This is a genomic window from Nocardia anocheti (assembly GCF_029675105.1).
Lineage (GTDB): Bacteria > Actinomycetota > Actinomycetes > Mycobacteriales > Mycobacteriaceae > Nocardia.
In genome coordinates this window covers 35,634-52,945 of record NZ_JAQQFV010000001.1, presented here as the reverse complement: position 1 = coordinate 52,945, position 17,312 = coordinate 35,634, and the positions used below count along the sequence as shown (strand labels likewise).

General features: G+C 71.4%; 15 protein-coding genes. 13 read left to right on the top strand and 2 right to left on the bottom strand.

The features are described from left to right. Positions 1-19: 19 nt before the first annotated feature. A complete protein-coding gene (locus QC180_RS00265) occupies positions 20-1,552 on the bottom strand; it encodes an AMP-binding protein (protein ID WP_278260498.1) in 1,533 nt (510 codons plus the stop codon). 173 nt (positions 1,553-1,725) lie between these two features. On the opposite strand from QC180_RS00265, the gene QC180_RS00260 reads away from it, so the two are divergent. The 10 genes from QC180_RS00260 (at position 1,726) to fni (ending at position 12,508) form a co-directional block, all read left to right on the top strand. Further along, positions 1,726-2,499, top strand: coding sequence for a 2,3-dihydro-2,3-dihydroxybenzoate dehydrogenase (locus tag QC180_RS00260; RefSeq protein WP_278260497.1), 774 nt, complete (start codon positions 1,726-1,728; stop codon positions 2,497-2,499). Between the two features lie 32 nt (positions 2,500-2,531). Continuing rightward, positions 2,532-3,185: an isochorismatase family protein gene (locus QC180_RS00255; RefSeq protein WP_278260496.1), complete on the top strand. Its 654-nt coding sequence runs from the start codon at positions 2,532-2,534 to the stop codon at positions 3,183-3,185. 1 nt (position 3,186) lies between these two features. Further along, positions 3,187-5,100, top strand: coding sequence for an anthranilate synthase family protein (locus QC180_RS00250; protein ID WP_278260495.1), 1,914 nt, complete (start codon positions 3,187-3,189; stop codon positions 5,098-5,100). Beyond that, positions 5,087-5,941, top strand: coding sequence for an SDR family NAD(P)-dependent oxidoreductase (locus QC180_RS00245; protein ID WP_278260494.1), 855 nt, complete (start codon positions 5,087-5,089; stop codon positions 5,939-5,941). Before QC180_RS00250 ends, QC180_RS00245 begins: the two co-directional genes overlap by 14 nt. A 70-nt stretch (positions 5,942-6,011) precedes the next feature. Next, complete coding sequence (locus QC180_RS00240) at positions 6,012-7,061, top strand: hydroxymethylglutaryl-CoA reductase (protein WP_278260493.1); 1,050 nt, start codon at positions 6,012-6,014, stop codon at positions 7,059-7,061. A gap of 10 nt (positions 7,062-7,071) precedes the next feature. After that, complete coding sequence (locus QC180_RS00235) at positions 7,072-8,250, top strand: hydroxymethylglutaryl-CoA synthase (protein WP_278260492.1); 1,179 nt, start codon at positions 7,072-7,074, stop codon at positions 8,248-8,250. Positions 8,251-8,282: 32 nt separating this feature from the next. After that, a complete protein-coding gene (gene mvk / locus QC180_RS00230; RefSeq protein ID WP_278260491.1) occupies positions 8,283-9,293 on the top strand; it encodes a mevalonate kinase in 1,011 nt (336 codons plus the stop codon). Continuing rightward, entirely contained in the window at positions 9,290-10,321 is a 1,032-nt protein-coding gene (gene mvaD, locus QC180_RS00225; RefSeq protein ID WP_278260490.1) for a diphosphomevalonate decarboxylase, read from the top strand. Before mvk ends, mvaD begins: the two co-directional genes overlap by 4 nt. Continuing rightward, positions 10,318-11,460 carry a phosphomevalonate kinase gene (locus QC180_RS00220; RefSeq protein ID WP_278260489.1) on the top strand — a complete coding sequence of 381 codons (1,143 nt, stop codon included), beginning with the start codon at positions 10,318-10,320 and terminating at the stop codon, positions 11,458-11,460. The genes mvaD and QC180_RS00220 overlap by 4 nt, the downstream gene beginning before the upstream one ends. Beyond that, positions 11,423-12,508: a type 2 isopentenyl-diphosphate Delta-isomerase gene (fni, locus tag QC180_RS00215; RefSeq protein WP_278260488.1), complete on the top strand. Its 1,086-nt coding sequence runs from the start codon at positions 11,423-11,425 to the stop codon at positions 12,506-12,508. The genes QC180_RS00220 and fni overlap by 38 nt, the downstream gene beginning before the upstream one ends. Before the next feature lie 33 nt (positions 12,509-12,541). On the opposite strand, the gene QC180_RS00210 is transcribed toward fni, so the two are convergent. Beyond that, on the bottom strand, positions 12,542-12,700 hold the full coding sequence (locus QC180_RS00210; RefSeq protein ID WP_278260487.1) for a hypothetical protein: 159 nt from the start codon (positions 12,698-12,700) through the stop codon (positions 12,542-12,544). Between the two features lie 60 nt (positions 12,701-12,760). On the opposite strand from QC180_RS00210, the gene QC180_RS00205 reads away from it, so the two are divergent. The 3 genes from QC180_RS00205 (at position 12,761) to QC180_RS00195 (ending at position 17,299) form a co-directional block, all read left to right on the top strand. Next, entirely contained in the window at positions 12,761-13,879 is a 1,119-nt protein-coding gene (locus QC180_RS00205; protein WP_278260486.1) for a 3-deoxy-7-phosphoheptulonate synthase, read from the top strand. Further along, a complete protein-coding gene (locus QC180_RS00200; protein WP_278260485.1) occupies positions 13,876-16,134 on the top strand; it encodes an ATP-binding protein in 2,259 nt (752 codons plus the stop codon). The genes QC180_RS00205 and QC180_RS00200 overlap by 4 nt, the downstream gene beginning before the upstream one ends. A gap of 97 nt (positions 16,135-16,231) precedes the next feature. After that, the gene (locus QC180_RS00195; protein ID WP_278260484.1) at positions 16,232-17,299 is read left to right on the top strand and encodes a polyprenyl synthetase family protein; all 1,068 of its coding nucleotides are present in this window, start codon (positions 16,232-16,234) and stop codon (positions 17,297-17,299) included. The last annotated feature ends 13 nt before the right edge of the window (positions 17,300-17,312 follow it).

Below are 17,312 nucleotides of genomic sequence, written 5' to 3'. Positions count from 1 at the left end.
AGTGGTGCGTCCGGGCCGGTCAGCCCTGATGCGAGAGCAGTCGCGACAGCGCCGAGCGCTGGATCTTCCCGGTCGCGGTCCGGGGGAAATCGTGGAAGTCCAGCACGACGGGCGGTGCCAGCCGGGGCAGATCGGCCACCGCCGCGCGCCAGGTGGCCTCATCGAATTCGCCCGCGCGCAAGGCGATCACGGGCACCACCCGACCCTCGTGCTCGAGCGCGATGGCCTCGAGCAGCCACGGCATCCTGGCCAGCAGCACGTCTTCCATGGCGATGGCGCTGGGGATCACCGACATCCGCTCCACCTGACGGTCGATCAGGATGATCCGGCCGAGGCGGGTGCGCTTGCCGTAATCGCCGGTGTCCCACCAGCCGTCCTCGCTGAGGTTGGCCGCGGCCGCCTCGGGGCGGTTGATGTAGGTCTGGAACAGGCCCTCGGATCGCACCTGGATGCGGCCGGGTGTTCCGGCGGGCACCGGGACACCGTCGGGACCGACGATGCGCGCCCGCGAGTAGCCCGGCGCGGTCCAGCCCGCGGAATGTCCGGCGAGCACCCGATCGATGCTGGCGTAGCGGCGCCCGGCCAGGCCCTTGAAGTGCACCTTGGCCGCGATGCCGCCCAGTTCGGACTGGCCGTAGGCCTCCAGGAACGAGGCCAGCCGGTACTCGCTGCCCGCCAGCAGCCGCCGCACGGTGCCGGGGTGGATCACGTCGAAGGTGCTCACGTAGTGGCGGATCGAGGCCAGGGAACCATTGTCGGCCAGGTGTTCCCACTGCATGAAGGTGTTCGGGTGGGCCTCGAGGTAGATGGGTCGGTAGCGGCGGACGAACCGACCGACCGACTCGGCGGAATGATCGGCGAGCACCAGTAGCGGCACGTCGCGGCGCAGCGCGCACAGCAGACCGGTCACCGTGCGGAAGTGCACCGGCGACACGGCCACCGCCGCGTATCCGCGCAGTCGACCCAGGATCGCGCCGATCTCCTGCGCGTACCCCTGGTTGTCGGTGGCCCGGCGGGTGTACTGCACCAGCTTCGGCACGCCGGTCGTGCCCGAGGTGTGGGTGACGATGTAGGGCGCGCTGCCGGGCATGGCGACGGCGCTGGTGCGCCGGGGCGCGGTGGCCGGGAGGCGCGCCGCCAGCTCGGCCCAGTCGTCGGCCTGGCGGAAGACGCCAAGCTGCTCGCATTTGGCGAGCCGGTCGGCGGTGGTGACGATGCGGTCCACCGACACCGGCTCCAGCATCCGACCCAGCGTCTCGGCGTCGATGGCCGGGCTGATCAGCACCGGCACCCCGCCGACCGCGGTGAGCGCGGCGATGGTGATCATGATGTCGAGCGGGGCGTCGAGCCACACCGCGCAATAATCGCCGGGGGTGATGCCCGCCTCGTCGAATATCGTCGCCGCCCGCGCGGCCGCGTCGGCGATGTCGGACAATTCGACGCGGTGGTCCACCACCGGTACCGCGACCGAAGTATGGTCGGCGATCCACGGCCGGGATTTCGACGCGACTTCGAGTAGCTGGTCGTAGATGAGATTTCGATTTCGGGCCATGATTATCACTCATTCTTCCGGCGGCTGAACAACTCGGAATCCGAGCATAGGAGTGGATTTCACGGCGGAGCAATGGTCGTGGAATGGCAAGATGCGAGGTTCGCCTGGCAACGATTTGTCACGCAGCACCTTGTCATATCGTCGCGCTGTCGTCCGGCGATAGTTTTCGGTCCATGGTGAATCAATGGAACGAATCGCGGATCGCGCTGGTCACCGGGGCCGGTGGCGGCATCGGCAGGCGGATCGTGCACCGGCTGGCCGCCGAGGGCGTGACGGTGGTCGGCGTCGACCGCTCGCCCGAGGCGGTGACGACGCTGAAGGCGATGGCGGGACGGGTGGTGCCGATCCAGGCCGACCTCACCGAACCGGGTGCGGCCGAGCGCGTCGTCGCCGAGATCGAGCGTGACCTCGGCGCGCTGGACTACCTGGTCAACGCCGTGGGCGTGCTGCGGGTGGGCGAGGTCGTCGCGCTGTCGGAGGCCGACTGGGAGGAGATGTTCGCGGTCAACGCGACCGCGGTCTTCCGCATGATCAAGGCGGTGGTGGCCCGGATGATCCCGCGCCGCGGCGGCGCGATCGTCACGGTGTCGTCCAATGCCGCGCGCACCCCGCGCGCCTCGATGGCGGCGTACTCGGCCTCCAAATCGGCCGCGACGATGCTCGCCAAATGCGCCGCGCTCGAGGTGGCGAAATACGGAATCCGCTGCAATGTGGTCTCGCCGGGGTCCACCCACACCGACATGTTGCGGGTCAGCTGGGAGGACGAGGACCGCTCGGCCGCCACCATCGCCGGTGTCCCCGAGAAATTCCGTCTCGGAATTCCGCTCGGCCGCATCGCCGACCCCGACGACATCGTCGATGCCGTCGAATTCCTGCTGTCCGACCGCGCCCGGCACATCACGATGCAGGAGCTCACGGTGGACGGCGGCGCCACGCTCGGTGTGTGAGCACGCAGAAATCAGCACAGATCGGAGGAAAAATGATGTTCGGTGGAATTCCCGACGTTATTACGTATGACATGCCGGGCCGCGCGCAGCTCCCGGAGAATATCGTCGACTGGAAGATCGAACCCGATCGCGCGGTATTGCTCGTCCACGATATGCAGAACTATTTCGTGCGCCCGCTGCGGGCGGGCGGCTCGCCCTACACCGACCTGGTCGGCAATATCGCGCGGCTGCGCGCGGCGTGCGCGCGCGCCGGTGTCGCCGTGGTCTACACCGCGCAGCCCGGCGGGATGACCCCGGTCGAACGCGGCCTGCTGCGCGATGTGTGGGGCCCCGGCATGAGCACCGACGCCACCGATCGCGCGGTGGTCGAGGAGCTCGCGCCCGGTCCCGACGACCACGTCTCGACCAAGTGGCGCTACAGCGCCTTCCACAAGTCCGGCCTGCTGGACCGGCTGATCGGCACCGGCCGCGACCAGCTGATCCTCACCGGGGTCTACGCCCACGTCGGCGTGCTCGTCACCGCCTGCGAGTCCTATTCGCACGACATCGAGACCTTCCTCGCCGCCGACGCGGTGGCCGACTTCTCCGCGCGCGAACACCAGCTCACCCTGGACTACGCGGCCGCGCGCTGCGCCATGGTGCGGACCACCGACGACCTGGTGGCCGCGCTGGGGACCGAGGTGTGACATGACGACCGATCCCACCCCGCTGCTGGCACGCGTGCTGGCCGACCCGGCCCAGCCGTTCGCGCTGCTGCAGCGCACGCCGGGCACCATCGACATCCTCGTCGGTGAGTTCGTCGAGCTGCCCGGCCTGGACCGGGTCGCCGCCACCGCCGAGCACTCCGACCTGCTCCTGCTGGTCCCGTACCGGCAGATCACCGAGCGCGGCTTCCCATGCAACGACGACGGCGCCCCGCTGCTGGCGATGTCGGTGCGCGAGCACGAGATCGTCGACCGCGACCTGGTCCTGGCCGCCATCGGCCCCGAGCGTGGCGCCGAGCCGATCACGGCCGACGGCTTCCGCTTCGACATCGACGACGCGGACTACCGCGACATCGTCCGCGCGATCGTCACCGACGAGATCGGCACCGGCGTCGGCTCGAACTTCGTCATCAGCCGCGCCCTGGTCGGCGCCCTCGGACCCGACCACCACCGCCGCACCCTGGGGATGTTCGCCCGACTGCTCAGCGGCGAACGCGGTGCCTACTGGACCTATCTCGTGCACACCGGCACCCGGACCTTCGTCGGGGCCAGCCCCGAAGCGCACGTCACCCTCGACGACCACACCGTCTCGATGAACCCGATCAGCGGCACCTACCGCTATCCGGCCACCGGCCCGACGGTGCCGGGGCTGCTGGACTTCCTGGCCGACGCCAAGGAGAACAACGAGCTGTTCATGGTGGTCGACGAGGAACTGAAGATGATGTCGGCGCTGTGCCCGGCGGGCGGCACCGTGGCCGGGCCGTATCTCAAGGAGATGGCCCACCTCGCGCACACCGAGTACCTGCTGCGCGGGCACACCGAGGCCGATGTCGCGCGGGTGTTGCGCGAGACCCTGTTCGCGCCCACCGTGGTCGGTTCGCCGCTGGAGAGCGCCGCGCACGTCGTCGCGCGCTACGAGACCACCGGCCGCGGCTACTACAGCGGCGTCATCGCCTACCTGGACCGCGATCGCGCCGGTTCGCCCCGGTTGGACTCGGCCATCCTCATCCGGACCGCCGTGGTCGAGGCCGACGGCACCGCCCGGGTGCGCGTCGGCTCCACTCTGGTGCGCGATTCCGATCCCGCCGCGGAGACCAAGGAGACCTGGGCCAAGGCTGCCGCGCTGCTCGCGGGCCGGGCGTCGACCCCCGGCCCGGAATTCGGTACCGAGCAGGCGATTTCGGCGGCGCTGCGCAGTCGCAATGCCACCGCCTCCCAGTTCTGGTTCGCCGACGCGGGCGTCCGCCGCATCGGTTCGGCCCGGCTGACCGGCTCGGTGCTGCTCATCGACGCGGCCGACCGCTTCACCACCATGCTGGCCAGCATGCTGCGCTCGCTCGGCCTGCGGCTGACCATCGCCGACTACGACGCCGAGGTCGAACCGGCCGACTACGACCTGGTCGTGCTCGGGCCCGGCCCCGGCGATCCCGGCGCGGTCGACGACGCCAGGATCATGGCGATGCGCAGGCGGCTCAAGGAACTGCTCGCCGCCGACCTGCCGTTCGTCGCGGTCTGTCTGAGTCATCAGATCCTCAGTGCCGCACTGGGTCTCGGGATCGAGCGGCTGGATCGTCCGAATCAGGGAGTGGGCCGCGATATCTCGCTGTTCGGCACCCCGGTCCGGGTGGGCTTCTACAACACCTTCGTCGCGCGCAGCCCTCTCGACTCCTTCGACTCCGTCCTCGGCGAGGTGGAGGTGAGTCGCGACGTCGCCACCGGCGAGGTGTACGCGCTGCGCGGAGAACGCTTCGCCTCCATGCAGTTCCACGCCGAGTCCGTGCTCTCGCACGACGGCCCGGCGGTGCTGGCCGCGGTGGTCGCCCGGCTGCTGACCCGCTCGGCCCGGCCCGGCGGCGCTCCGGTGCTGGCGGCGGAGGCGGTGAGTGCCCGTGGCTAGCCTGGCCCGGCGGGTGGGCGGCGCGGTCGCGACCGTGCTGAATCAACCCGCGCCGCTGCGACATCGCCGAACCGAGGTGCCGGTGGCGGGCAAGCGGGTCCTGATCACCGGCGCGTCCTCGGGGATCGGGCGCGCGGCGGCGGTGGCCGCCGCGCTGGCAGGCGCCGAGGTGGCGCTGGTGGCCCGGCGCGAACCCGAACTCGCACTGCTCACCGCCGAGATCCGGGCGAGCGGCGGGCGCTCCGTCCACCGCGCCTGCGACCTCACCGACCCCACCGAGCTCGAGGCGCTGCTGGACTGGGTGCACGCCGAGGTCGGCGGGGTGGACGTGCTGGTCAACAACGCGGGCAAATCGATCCGACGGCCGGTGACGAAGTCGCTGGACCGTATCCACGATTTCCGGCGGACGATGGACATCAACTATTTCGGCCCGGTGGGACTCGTCCTGGGCCTGCTGCCCACCATGCTCGACGCCGGGGCGGGCCACATCGTCAACGTCGGCACCTGGACCGTGCCGACCGGCACCTCACCGCGCTTCGCGGCCTATCACAGTTCCAAGATGGCCCTCACCGGATTCGGGCGCTGCCTGGACGCCGAACTGTCCGGGCGCGGAATCGCGGTCACCACGATCCACTATCCGCTCGTCCACACCGAGATGAGCGCGCCCACCCCGGAATACCGGGAATTGCCGGGGCTGACCCCGGAGCAGGCGGCGGAATGGATCATCACCGCGATCCGGCATCGGCCGGTGCAGATCGTCCCGCGTTTCGTGCCCCTGCTGCGGGCTCTGCATTTCGCCGATCCACGCGCGGTGGGTCAGCTGCTCACGCGTACCGGATAGCTGGCAGTCAGCTGCTATGGAATTCGCGCCTCGGCCCGAATTAGCTTTGTTCACAGGAGGATTGGAAACAATGACGAACGAGAATATCGCCGCGGCGACGGTGCCGCTGCGCTGGATCGGCCCGATCAAACTGTCCGGCAATGTCGCCGACGGTCTGGTCGAGGTGCCGCTGGCCACCTACGAATCGCCGCTGTGGCCTTCGGTGGGCCGGGGCGCCAAGATCTCCACGCTGACCGAGCGCGGCATCGTCGCCACCCTGATCGACGAGCGGATGACCCGCTCGGTGCTGCTGGAAGCCGACGACGCGGGCACCGCGCTCGCCGCCGCCCGCCAGCTCGCCGCCGAACTGCCGCGCCTGCGGGCGATCGTGGCCGGGTGCAGCCGTTTCGCCCAGCTCATCGACATCCATCACCAGATCGTCGGCAATCTGCTGTTCGTCCGCTTCGAGTTCACCACCGGGGACGCGTCCGGCCACAATATGGTGACCCTGGCCTCGGACACCCTGCTCGGCGATATCGTGCGGACCGTGCCGGGCGTGCGCTACGCCTCGGTGTCGGGCAATTTCTGCACCGACAAGAAGGCGTCGGCCGTCAACGGCATTCTGGGACGCGGCAAGAATGTCGTCGCCGAGCTGCTGATCCCGCGCGAGGTGGTCGAAGGGCGCCTGCACACCACCGCGGCGCGGGTGACCGAGCTGAATATCCGCAAGAATCTCATCGGCACCACGCTGGCGGGCGGAATCCGTTCCGCCAACGCGCATTACGCCAATATGCTGCTCGGCGTCTATCTGGCCACCGGCCAGGACGCCGCGAATATCGTCGAGGGCTCCCAGGGCATCACCCATACCGAGGACCGCGACGGCGATCTGTATTTCTCGTGCGCGCTGCCCAATCTCATCGTCGGCACCGTGGGCAACGGGAAGTCGCTGGACTTCGTCGAGGAGAACCTGGCCCGCATGGGCTGCCGGGAGAGCCGGGAAACCGGCGGCAACGCGCGCAGGCTCGCGGTGATCACCGCCGCCGCCGTGCTCTGCGGGGAACTGTCCCTGCTCGCCGCCCAGACCAACCCGGGCGAACTGATGCGCACCCACCTGCGCTTCGAACGCTCGACCGCAGAGTGAGGACAGCGCCATGACACCGCCGATCGGAATTCACGACATCGCCCTGGCCACCGGCCATTACGCGATGGACCTGGCCGAACTGGCCACCCACTACGGCACCGACGTGGGCAAGTACTACGTGGGCCTGGGCCAGCACACCCAGACCGTGCCCGCCCCGGATGAGGACATCGTCACCCTGGGCGCCACCGCGGCCGAGCAGATCCTGGCCAGGCACGGCGCCGAGGGAATCCGCACCATCCTGTTCGCCACCGAGACCGGTATCGACCAGTCCAAGGCCGCCGCCGTCTACCTACAGGACCTGCTCGGTCTGCCCGCCGCGACGCGCGCGGTCGAACTCAAGCAGGCCTGCTACGGCGGCACCTCGGCCCTGCAACTGGCCGCCGGGATGGTCGCCCGCGATCCGGCGCAGCGGGTGCTGGTGATCGCCAGCGATGTGGCGAAATACGACGTCGACTCGGCCGGGGAGGCCACCCAGGGCGCGGCGGCGGTGGCGATCCTGGTCTCGGCGCACCCGGAGATCGCCGTGCTCGACGGCGAATCCGGCCTCTACACCGCCAATATCCAGGACTTCTGGCGGCCGAACTATCGCACCACCCCGCTGGTCGACGGCAAGCTCTCGATCGGCACCTACCTCGACGCCGTCGAACAGGCGTGGAAGGACTACGAGGTCAGGGGCGGTCGCGCCTTCACCGAGTTCGCCGGATTCTGCTACCACCAGCCCTTCACCAAGATGGCCTACAAGGCGCACGCCCGGCTGCTCGAACTCAAGGGCGTGGCGCCGACTCCGCAGCGTCTCGACGACGACCTGGCCCGCACCACCGTCTACAACCGCGCGATCGGCAACAGCTACACCGCCTCGCTCTACGTCGGGCTGCTCGCGCTGCTGGATCACTCCGAGGACCTCGCGGACCGGTCGGTGGCGCTGTTCAGCTACGGCTCCGGCGCGGTCGCCGAACTGTTCTCGGTGACGCTGGTGCCCGGCTATCGGGACCTGTTGCGCACCAGCGCGAATCAGGCCGCCATCGCCGCGCGCGAACCCCTCGGCTACGCCGGTTATCGCGAGGTGCGCGCGGTCACGTTGCCCGAGGACGGCGGCGACGCGGTCCTCCCGGTGACCACCCGTGGCCCGTTTCGGCTGCACGGCATCAGCGGCCACTCGCGCGTCTACGGCACCGCGCCCGCGCGCTGAGGCGGGAGCGAATCGCAGTGAGGGAGAATGGAATGCGCTCGCGATCCTGGAGCGTGCCGGTCGCGCGTGGGGGCCACGCTGTCGCCGACGAGATCGTCGGCTCCGGCCGGGCCGGTGCCAAACTGATCCTGTTCGGTGAGCACGTGGTGCTCTACGGCGCACCGGCGATCTCGTTGCCGGTGCCGTCGCTGCCGGTCACCGCGCGGGCGCGGCGCTGGGACGGACCGGTGGTCATCGAATCGGCGCCGTTCGACGCGGTGCCGTCCGGGCGGCCGGGGGAGTCCCCGGTGGCGCGGATGGCGGTGACGGCGGCCTGCGACCGGCTCGGCATCCCCGACGACGGCCTGTTCGTCACCGTGGACAGTGGTATTCCGCCCGGCCGCGGCTTCGGTTCCAGCGCGGCGAGTTCGGCGGCCATCATCATCGCCGTCGCCGACCTGTGGAACGAGGTGTTCGACGACGACACCCTGTTCACCCTGGTCCAACGCGCCGAGGCGCTCGCCCACGGCAAGGCCAGCGGGGTGGACGCGCGCACGGTGATCAGCCCCGGCGGGCCGCTGTGGTTCCGGCACGGCGTGGCCACGCCCCTGGCGCTGCCCACCAGGCCGGAACCACCGGTCCTGGTGGTGGCCGACACCGGTGTCTACGGGAGTACCCACCTGGCCGTCGAGACCGTGCGCCGCAGGCTGGTTGCGCTCGGCGGCGCGGGAACCCAGCTGCTGACCTGGGCCGAAGCCCTCACCACCGATGCCGCCGTGGCCCTGGCCGAGGGTCGCTTCGCCGAGGTGGGCGCCGCCATGACCACCACACACGGCATCCTCGGCCAGCTCGGGGTGAGCTGCCCGGAGATCGAGACGCTGGTCGCGGCCGCGCTGGCCGCCGACGCGCTGGGCGCCAAACTGTCCGGCGGCGGACTGGGCGGATGCGTGATCGCGCTGGCCACCGACACCGCGCACGCCCAGCGCGTCCGCGCGGCGGTGCTGGCCGCCGGGGCGCGCAACTGCCACACCGTGACCCTGCGCGTGGGGGAGGGCACGGCATGAGCGTGACGGCCACCGCCTATCCGAACATCGCGCTGATCAAGTACTGGGGCAAGCGGGACGAGGCGCTGCACCTGCCGCTGACCACCAGCCTGTCGCTGACGCTGGACGTCTTCGCGACCGTCACCACGGTCACCGTCGCCGACGATCTCGTCGTCGACGAGGTCACCCTCGCCCAGGCACCGGCACCGGAGGCCTTCGCCGCCAAGGTGAGTGCCTTCCTCGACCTGGTCCGGGAGCTGGCCGGAGACCCGCGCCCGGCCCGGGTCGACACCGTCAACACCGGGCCGACCGGGGCCGGGCTGGCCTCCTCGGCCTCCGGCTTCGCCGCGCTCGCGGCGGCCGCCGCCGGTGCCTACGGTCTCGATCTCGACCATCGGGAGCTCTCCCGGCTGGCCCGCCGGGGCTCCGGCAGTGCCGCGCGCTCGATCTTCGGTGGGTTCGCCCAGTGGCATCGCGGTGTCGGCCGGGGCGCGGCGGGGGATCGAAGCAGCTACGCCGAACCCGTCGACGCGCCACTGCTCGACCCCGCGCTGGTCGTCGCCCTGGTGGACGACCGGGAGAAGGCGGTGTCGAGCCGGGTCGCCATGCGCCGCACGGTCGACACATCGCCGTTCTTCCACCCGTGGGTGCGCAGCAGCTCCTACGACCTGCGCGAGATGCTCGCCGCCCTCGCGGCGGGTGACCTGCCCGCGGTGGGGGAGATCGCCGAGCGCAATGCCCTGGGCATGCACGCCACCATGCTCGGCGCCCGCCCCGCCGTGCGCTATTTCGCACCGGGTTCGATGCGGGTGCTCGACCGCGTCCGCGCGCTGCGGGCCGAGGGCGTCGCGGCCTACGCCACCATGGACGCCGGGCCCAATGTGAAGGTGCTGTGCGACCGCGGTGACAGCGCGGTGGTCGCGGCGGCCCTGGCCGAGCTCGCGGACGCGCCCCGGATCGTGGTGGCGAACTCGGGCCCCGGGGTGGCGGTGCGCGCCGACGCGGCGGGCCGGGCCGCCGAGCCCGCGCTCGATGGGGTCGCGCGATGATCACCGTCGACGTGCCGGGCAAGCTCTATATCGCCGGTGAGTATTCGGTGCTCGCGCCCGGTGCCACCGCGGTCCTGGTCGCGGTGAACCGCTATCTGACCGTGCGTCTCGCGCCGGTCGCCGTCCCGGGAGAGCGCACCCTGACCTCGGCGCAGCTCGGTGTCGATCAGCTCGCCCTGGTCCGACGCCACGGGAGAACTGTTGCCGTGCAGACGGACTCGTCCACGAACCTCGGCCCGGTACTCACCGCCGTCGACCTGGTGGACCGCTACGCCGCCGAGTTGGGCCAGGAGCCGATCGGCTTCGCGCTCGAGATCCGCTCCGAACTCGACGACGACGCCACCGGTCGCAAGTACGGCCTCGGGTCATCGGGCGCGGTGACCGTCGGAGTGATCCGCGCGCTCACCCAGGCGTATCGGCTCGACCCGAGCGACGACACGCTGCTGCGTCTGGCGTTGCTGAGCACCTTCAGCGTCGACCCGAACTGCTCGGGTGGCGATGTCGCGGCCTCGCTGCTCGGCGGCTGGGTCGCCTATCGCGCCCCGGACCGGGCCTGGCTCGCTGACCAGCTCGCCCGGCCGCGGGTCACGCTCGCCGCGCTGCTGGATCTGCCGTGGCCGCTGCTGTCGGCCCGGCGGCTGCCCGGTCCGCGCGCGCTGTCGCTGGCGGTGGGCTGGTCGGGGCGGCCCGCCGGGTCCAGCGGGCTGGTGGTGGCGCTGCGCGGCCGGGTCGACGGTGAATCGGCGGCGTTCGCGCGGTTCGTCCTGGCCGGTAACGCCTGCGCGCACGCTGTCGTCAGGGCCCTGGAGGCCGGGGACGACGCCGCGCTGGCCGCCGCCGTCGCCACGGCGGGCGCGCTGCTGCGCGCGATGAGCGAGCTGGCCGGGGTGGTCATCGAGACCCCGGAACTGGCGGCGCTGCGGCAGGTCGCCGAATCGCTGGGCGCCGTGGCCAAGAGCTCGGGCGCGGGCGGTGGCGACTGCGGCATCGCCCTGGTCGCCCCCTCGACCGCGCACCGGCTGCGCGCACGGTGGCGCGCCGTCGGCATCACCCCACTGGACATCCATGTGCACCAACCACTTCGAGGAAAGGACCGGTCCGGTGACATCGACCGTCTCGCAGATCTACGGCAGTCGTAAGGACGACCATGTGCGCCTGGCCGTGGCCCAGCACCAGCTGCGGCCAGCGGGCAATCAGTTCGACGAGGTCGGCTTCGTCCACCAGGCGTTGGCTGGCACCGACGAAGCGGCGGTCTCCCTGGCGACCGAGCTCGCTGGCCTGCACTGGCCGGTACCGCTCTACATCAATGCCATGACCGGTGGCAGCGCCCGCACCGGGGAGGTGAATCGCGGCCTGGCCATCGCCGCCCGCGAGGCCGGGGTGCCGATCGCCTCCGGCTCGATGAGCGCCTACCTCGCCGACCCGGCGGTCGCGCCGACCTATCGCGTGCTGCGCGAGGAGAATCCGGACGGCTTCGTCCTGGCGAACGTCAACGCCGATGCCACGCCCGACAAGGCGCGTCGGGCGATCGACCTGATCGCGGCCGACGCGCTCCAGATCCACGTCAACACGATCCAGGAGATCGTGATGCCCGAGGGCGACCGCGACTTCTCCGCCTGGCCCCGGCAGATCGCCGCGCTGGTCGAGGGCGTGGACGTCCCGGTGATCGTCAAGGAGGTCGGCTTCGGGATGAGCCGGGCGGCGGTGGCCCGGCTGGCCGATCTCGGCGTCTCGATCGTCGATGTCTCCGGCCGGGGCGGCACCGATTTCGCCGCCATCGAAAACGCCCGACGTCCGCGCGAGGACTTCGCCTACCTGACCGGATGGGGGCAGTCCGCGGTCGCGTGCCTGATCGACGCGGTGCCGACGGCCCGGGAACACGGGGTGGCACTGCTGGGTTCGGGCGGTGTGCGCAACCCGCTGGACGTGGTGCGGGCACTGGCCCTGGGCGCCAAGGCGGTCGGCGCGTCGGGACAGTTCCTGTCGATTCTGGAGAACGAGGGCGTCGACGCGCTGGTGAGCACGCTGACCGCCTGGCTCACCCAGATCCGGCAGCTCATGGTGGTGCTCGGCACGGCCACCGTCGCCGATCTCACCGCCACCGACGTCCTGCTCACCGGCGGGCTCGCCGAATTCAGCAGACTGCGTGGCATCGACCCGGCGGAATTCGCCCGCCGCGCCCGCTGAGGACGGCATCCCGATCGCGGCGACCGGCACCCGTCACGGTGCCGGTCGCTTTTTTTCGCCCGCGAATTCGGTGCCGCCTTTTCCGCGGCGATAGCGAAACAAAGGCGCGTCGATGGCGCCCGGTGTCACGCTGATCCGGCGGCACCACTGTGCCTGCTTCCGGATCAGCGCCCTTTTCGCGCCGGTGCGCATTCTCTCGCCTTTTCCCGGCCGTCGCACCGCGAGATCCGTTTTCACCGAAGGGCTACCGCAATGAGCATCACCGACACCGTTCCCGCGCATTCCGACCTGACCGACCGGCGCACGCTGGGCATCAGCCCGCTGCGCGCCCCCGCCGAGCTGCGCCGAGCCCATCCCGTCGACGAGACCGCCGCCACCGTCGTCCGGGCGGGTCGTCGCGCCACCGTGGCGGTGCTCGACGGCGACGACGACCGGCTGATGGTGGTGGTCGGCCCCTGCTCGGTCCACGACCCGGTGGCCGCCATGGACTACGCGCGCCTGCTCGCCGGTGCTGCCGCCGAGCTCGCCGACCGGCTGCACGTGGTCATGCGGGTGTACTTCGAGAAACCACGCACCAGCCTGGGCTGGAAGGGGCTGCTCAACGATCCGCACCTGGACGGCAGTTTCGACATCCACACCGGGCTGCGCGTCGGCCGGGGTCTGCTGGTCGACATCACCGGCCTCGGCCTGCCGGTGGCCTGCGAGTTCCTCGACCCGATCACGCCGCAATACCTGGCCGACCTGGTGTCCTACGGCGCGATCGGCGCCCGCACCGCCGCCAGCCAGGTGCACCGGCAGTTGGCCAGCGCGCTGTCGATGCCGGTCGGGATCAAGAACGGCACCGACGGTGACGTGCAGGTGGCCGTCGACGGGGTGCGGGCGGCCGCGGCCGAACACGTCTTCCCCGGCATCGACCTGGACGGGCGCTCGGCGCTCATCCACACGGCCGGGAATCCGGACTGCCACGTCATCCTGCGGGGTGGCAGCGGCGGGCCCAACTACGACGCGGCCTCGGTCGAGGACGCGTGCCGCAAGCTCACGGGCGCTGGCCTGCCACGGCGGCTGGTGGTCGACGCCAGCCACGGCAACAGCGCCAAGGACCACCAGCGCCAGGCCCAGGTCGTCGACGTTCTCGCCGCCCGCATCGCCGCCGGTGACCGCGCCGTCGTGGGAGTGATGGTGGAGAGCTTCCTGGTCGGCGGCCGCCAGGACCTCACCCTCGGCCGCGCCGCCGAACTGACCTACGGCCAGTCGATCACCGACGCCTGCCTGGACTGGCCCGCCACCGCGGCCGCGCTCGAACGGCTCGCGGCGGCGGTGGCGACCCGCCGCGCCGGTCGTGGGCCCTCCGCCGCCGGGAGCCCGTCATGACCACCCCGCTGACCTGGCAGCACGCGGGGGAGGCGCTGATCGGCGACGACGCCGAGATCGGCAGCTTCCGGCTCCCCGCGCTGATCGGCCGCGACAACGACATCGCCGAGATCCGGCATCTCGTCACCGATCCCGGTGTCCGCCTGCTGACGCTGACCGGGCCCGCCGGGGTCGGCAAGAGCAGGCTGGCCGAGGAGGTGCTGGGCCTCGGTGACGTCCCCGCCGAGCGGCTCCTCGCCGTCGACCTCGCGAACACGCAGACCGCGTCCGAGGCGTGGGCGGCCGTGCTCGCGGCAGCCGGGTGCGACGGCACCGCTCCCGAACCGCTGGCCGTCGAGCTCGGTGCGGCAAGGGCGGTCGTCCTGCTGGACAACTGCGACCACGTCGCCGAACAGCTCGCCCCCGACCTGCCCCCGCTGCTGCGCCGCTGCCCCGGCCTGCTGATCGTCGCCACCAGCCGGGTCTCGCTGAATCTGCGTCAGGAGTACCTCGTCTCGGTGCGTCCGCTCGCCACCCGCGCCGATTCCGGGCCCTCGCGCCCGGCGTCGTCCCCGGCGGCCCGGCTGCTGCTGGCCGGTATCGACAGCCGCTACCGCACCGCGCCGAACCGCCCGGTGCTCGACGAGATCGCCCGCGAACTCGGCGGCGTTCCGCTCGCCCTGGAGCTGGCCGCCACCACCATCGACCGGATCGGCTCGGCCCGCACACTGGGGGTGATCCGCGCGCGCGGTGAGCTCGCGCCGCTGCCCTACCTCGACGCCCCCGCCCGGCATCGCAGCCTGCCCGAGGCCGTCGGCTGGGGGCTGCGTGACCTCGACGAACGCACCGTCGACGTGCTGCTGCACTTCGCGCTGTGCAGTTCCCCGGTCGACGCCGACACCGTCGCCGCGCTGGCCGAGGCCGAGTCCGACGACATCCGCGCCCGCGTGGACACCCTGCTCGACCACAGCCTGCTGGAGCGGTCGGTGGCCGACACCGGCCGCCCCCGTTACGAACTGATCGCCACGGTCCGCGACTACTGCCTGCGCCTGCTCGCCACCGACCGCGCCCGCGGCGACCGCATCCTGGGCGCACAGCTGGAAACCTGCTGCGAGCTGGCCCTCCGTGTGGCCGCCGACCTGGCCGATCCCGACCGGGGCCCTACCGTGCGGGCGGTCGCGGTGGGCCAGGCCAGCGAATTCCATCGCACCGTCGAGCGGCTCCTGGAACGGGGCCAGACCGTGCGCGCGATGCAGCTGGCCGGGCTGCTCGAGGACCTGTGGGTGCGTTCCGGCGAGCTCGCGGCCGTCGAGGACACGCTCACCGGCTTCCTCGATTCCGCCGCTGAGTCGGCCGATCCGGCGGTGCCCCGGGCCACCGAACTGCTGGCCGACTGGGCGATCCGTTCGGGCAGGCCCAGCCGTGCGGTCGACCTGTACGCGCACGCGGTGGCGGCCAACGACCGGCTCGGCGACGCCGAGGGCGCCTACCGCGCCTGTGTCCGGCTGGGCGCGGCGCACGTCGAGGCCGACAGTCCCACGCAGGCCAGGGACCGTTTCGCGCTCGCCCAGCGCAGCCCGGTCCACCCCGATGCCCGGCTGCGCGAGGTGGTCGAGCTCTACCTGGACGCGCTCGGGCCCGACGACCCCGACGACGAACAGTGGTCCGCCCTGGTTCGCCGGGTGCTGCGGCTCGACGCCGACACCGAATGGCTGCGCGCGGGCAACGCGCTGGCCCGCACCCAACTCGCCCGCGGCGCGGCCCACCGCGCGCTCGAGCTCTACCGCGGCACCCTCCGGCTCCCGGAGGGCTGGGGGCACACCCTGGAAACCCTCACCGCCCTGGCCGGTTGCGCGGCCGCCTACCGGGTGGCGGGCGAGGAGTTCGCGGCCGAGGCGGCGGCGTCGGCGGAGCAGGCGCGCCTGCTGCGCGCGGCCTACGCGCTGCCGCCACCCGACGACGCCGACCCCGACCCCACCCCGCCACTGCTGCGCTCGGCCACCCCGGTCGACCTCGCCGAGGCCGTCACCGCGGCCCTGTCCGGCCCGCTGATCCCGGCCCGTCCCGCGTCCCCGCTGACCGCGCTCACCAAGCGGCAGCGCGAGATCGCCGACCTGGTCGCCGACGGCATGACCAATCGCATGATCGCCAGCCGTCTCGGTATCGCGGAATGGACGGTGATCAATCATCTGCGACAGGTGATGGCCAAACTCAATTGCCCGTCGCGCTTGCATGTCGCACTCGTGGTCAAAGGCGGAAACGAATTCCCGCAATAACAATGCCTGGCAATGCCTTGCTATTTGAGCGGCGCATTTCCGGCATTACTTTTTGAAGCAATGCACGACCCGATCCAGATTTGTCAGGGGAATAATTGTGACGCACAGCATCACCCTCGGCGGTGCGGTGGACACCGCGGAATCCAACCGGCAGGCCGCCGCGCGCATCGTGGGCGCGGTGCGGGGCGCGATCGCCCCCACCCACCGCGGCGCCGTCGACGAACTCGCCCCCTCGATGCGCCACATGGCCGGTTATCACATCGGCTGGTGGGACGAGCGGGGTCAGCCCACCGACGCGGCGGGCAAGGCGTTCCGGCCCGCCTTCACCGTGTCCTCGGCCCGCGCGGTCGGCGGTGACGCCGCCGCCGAGCGCGCCACCGTGCTCAATGCCGCGGTGGCGGTGGAACTGCTGCACGACTTCACCCTCATCCACGACGACGTGATGGACGGTGACCACCTGCGTCGCGGCCGCCCCGCCGCCTGGACCGTCTTCGGCAGCGGCCAGGCCATCCTGGTCGGTGACGCCCTGCTGACGCTCGCGCACAGCCTGCTCGCCGAGGACGCGCAGTGCGGCCCGATGACCACCGTGCTGGCCCAGGCCACCCTCGAGCTCTACGCGGGCCAGTCCAACGACCTGGCCTTCGAGCAGAGCATGGAGGTCACCCCCGCGCAGTGCCTGTCGATGATCGAGGGCAAAACCGGTGCGCTGCTGGGTGTCTCGTGCGAACTCGGGGCGCTGGCCGCCGGTGCCGAGCCCGCCCTGGCCCAGCACTACCGCGACTTCGGCCGCCAGCTCGGACTGGGCTTCCAGCTGATCGACGACCTGATGGGCATCTGGGGACCGTCGGAGGTCACCGGCAAGCCGCAGGGCTCCGATCTGCAGTCGCGCAAGAAGTCCTTCCCGGTGGTCACCGCCATGCGGTCCGGTACCCCGGCGAGCGCGCGGCTGATCGAGCTCTACCGCAGGCCGGAACCCTTCTCCGACACCGAGATCGCCACCGTCGCCGATCTCGTCGAGGAGGCGGGCGGCCGCGAGATCACCCGCACCGAGGCCACCGCCTGCGCCACCGCCGCGCTCGCCGCTCTCGACCGTGCCCAGCCCCGCGACGCGGGCGCGGGCGAACTGCGCGTGCTGGCCCGCTCGGTCCTCGAACGCACTCGCTGATCACGATCGCAAA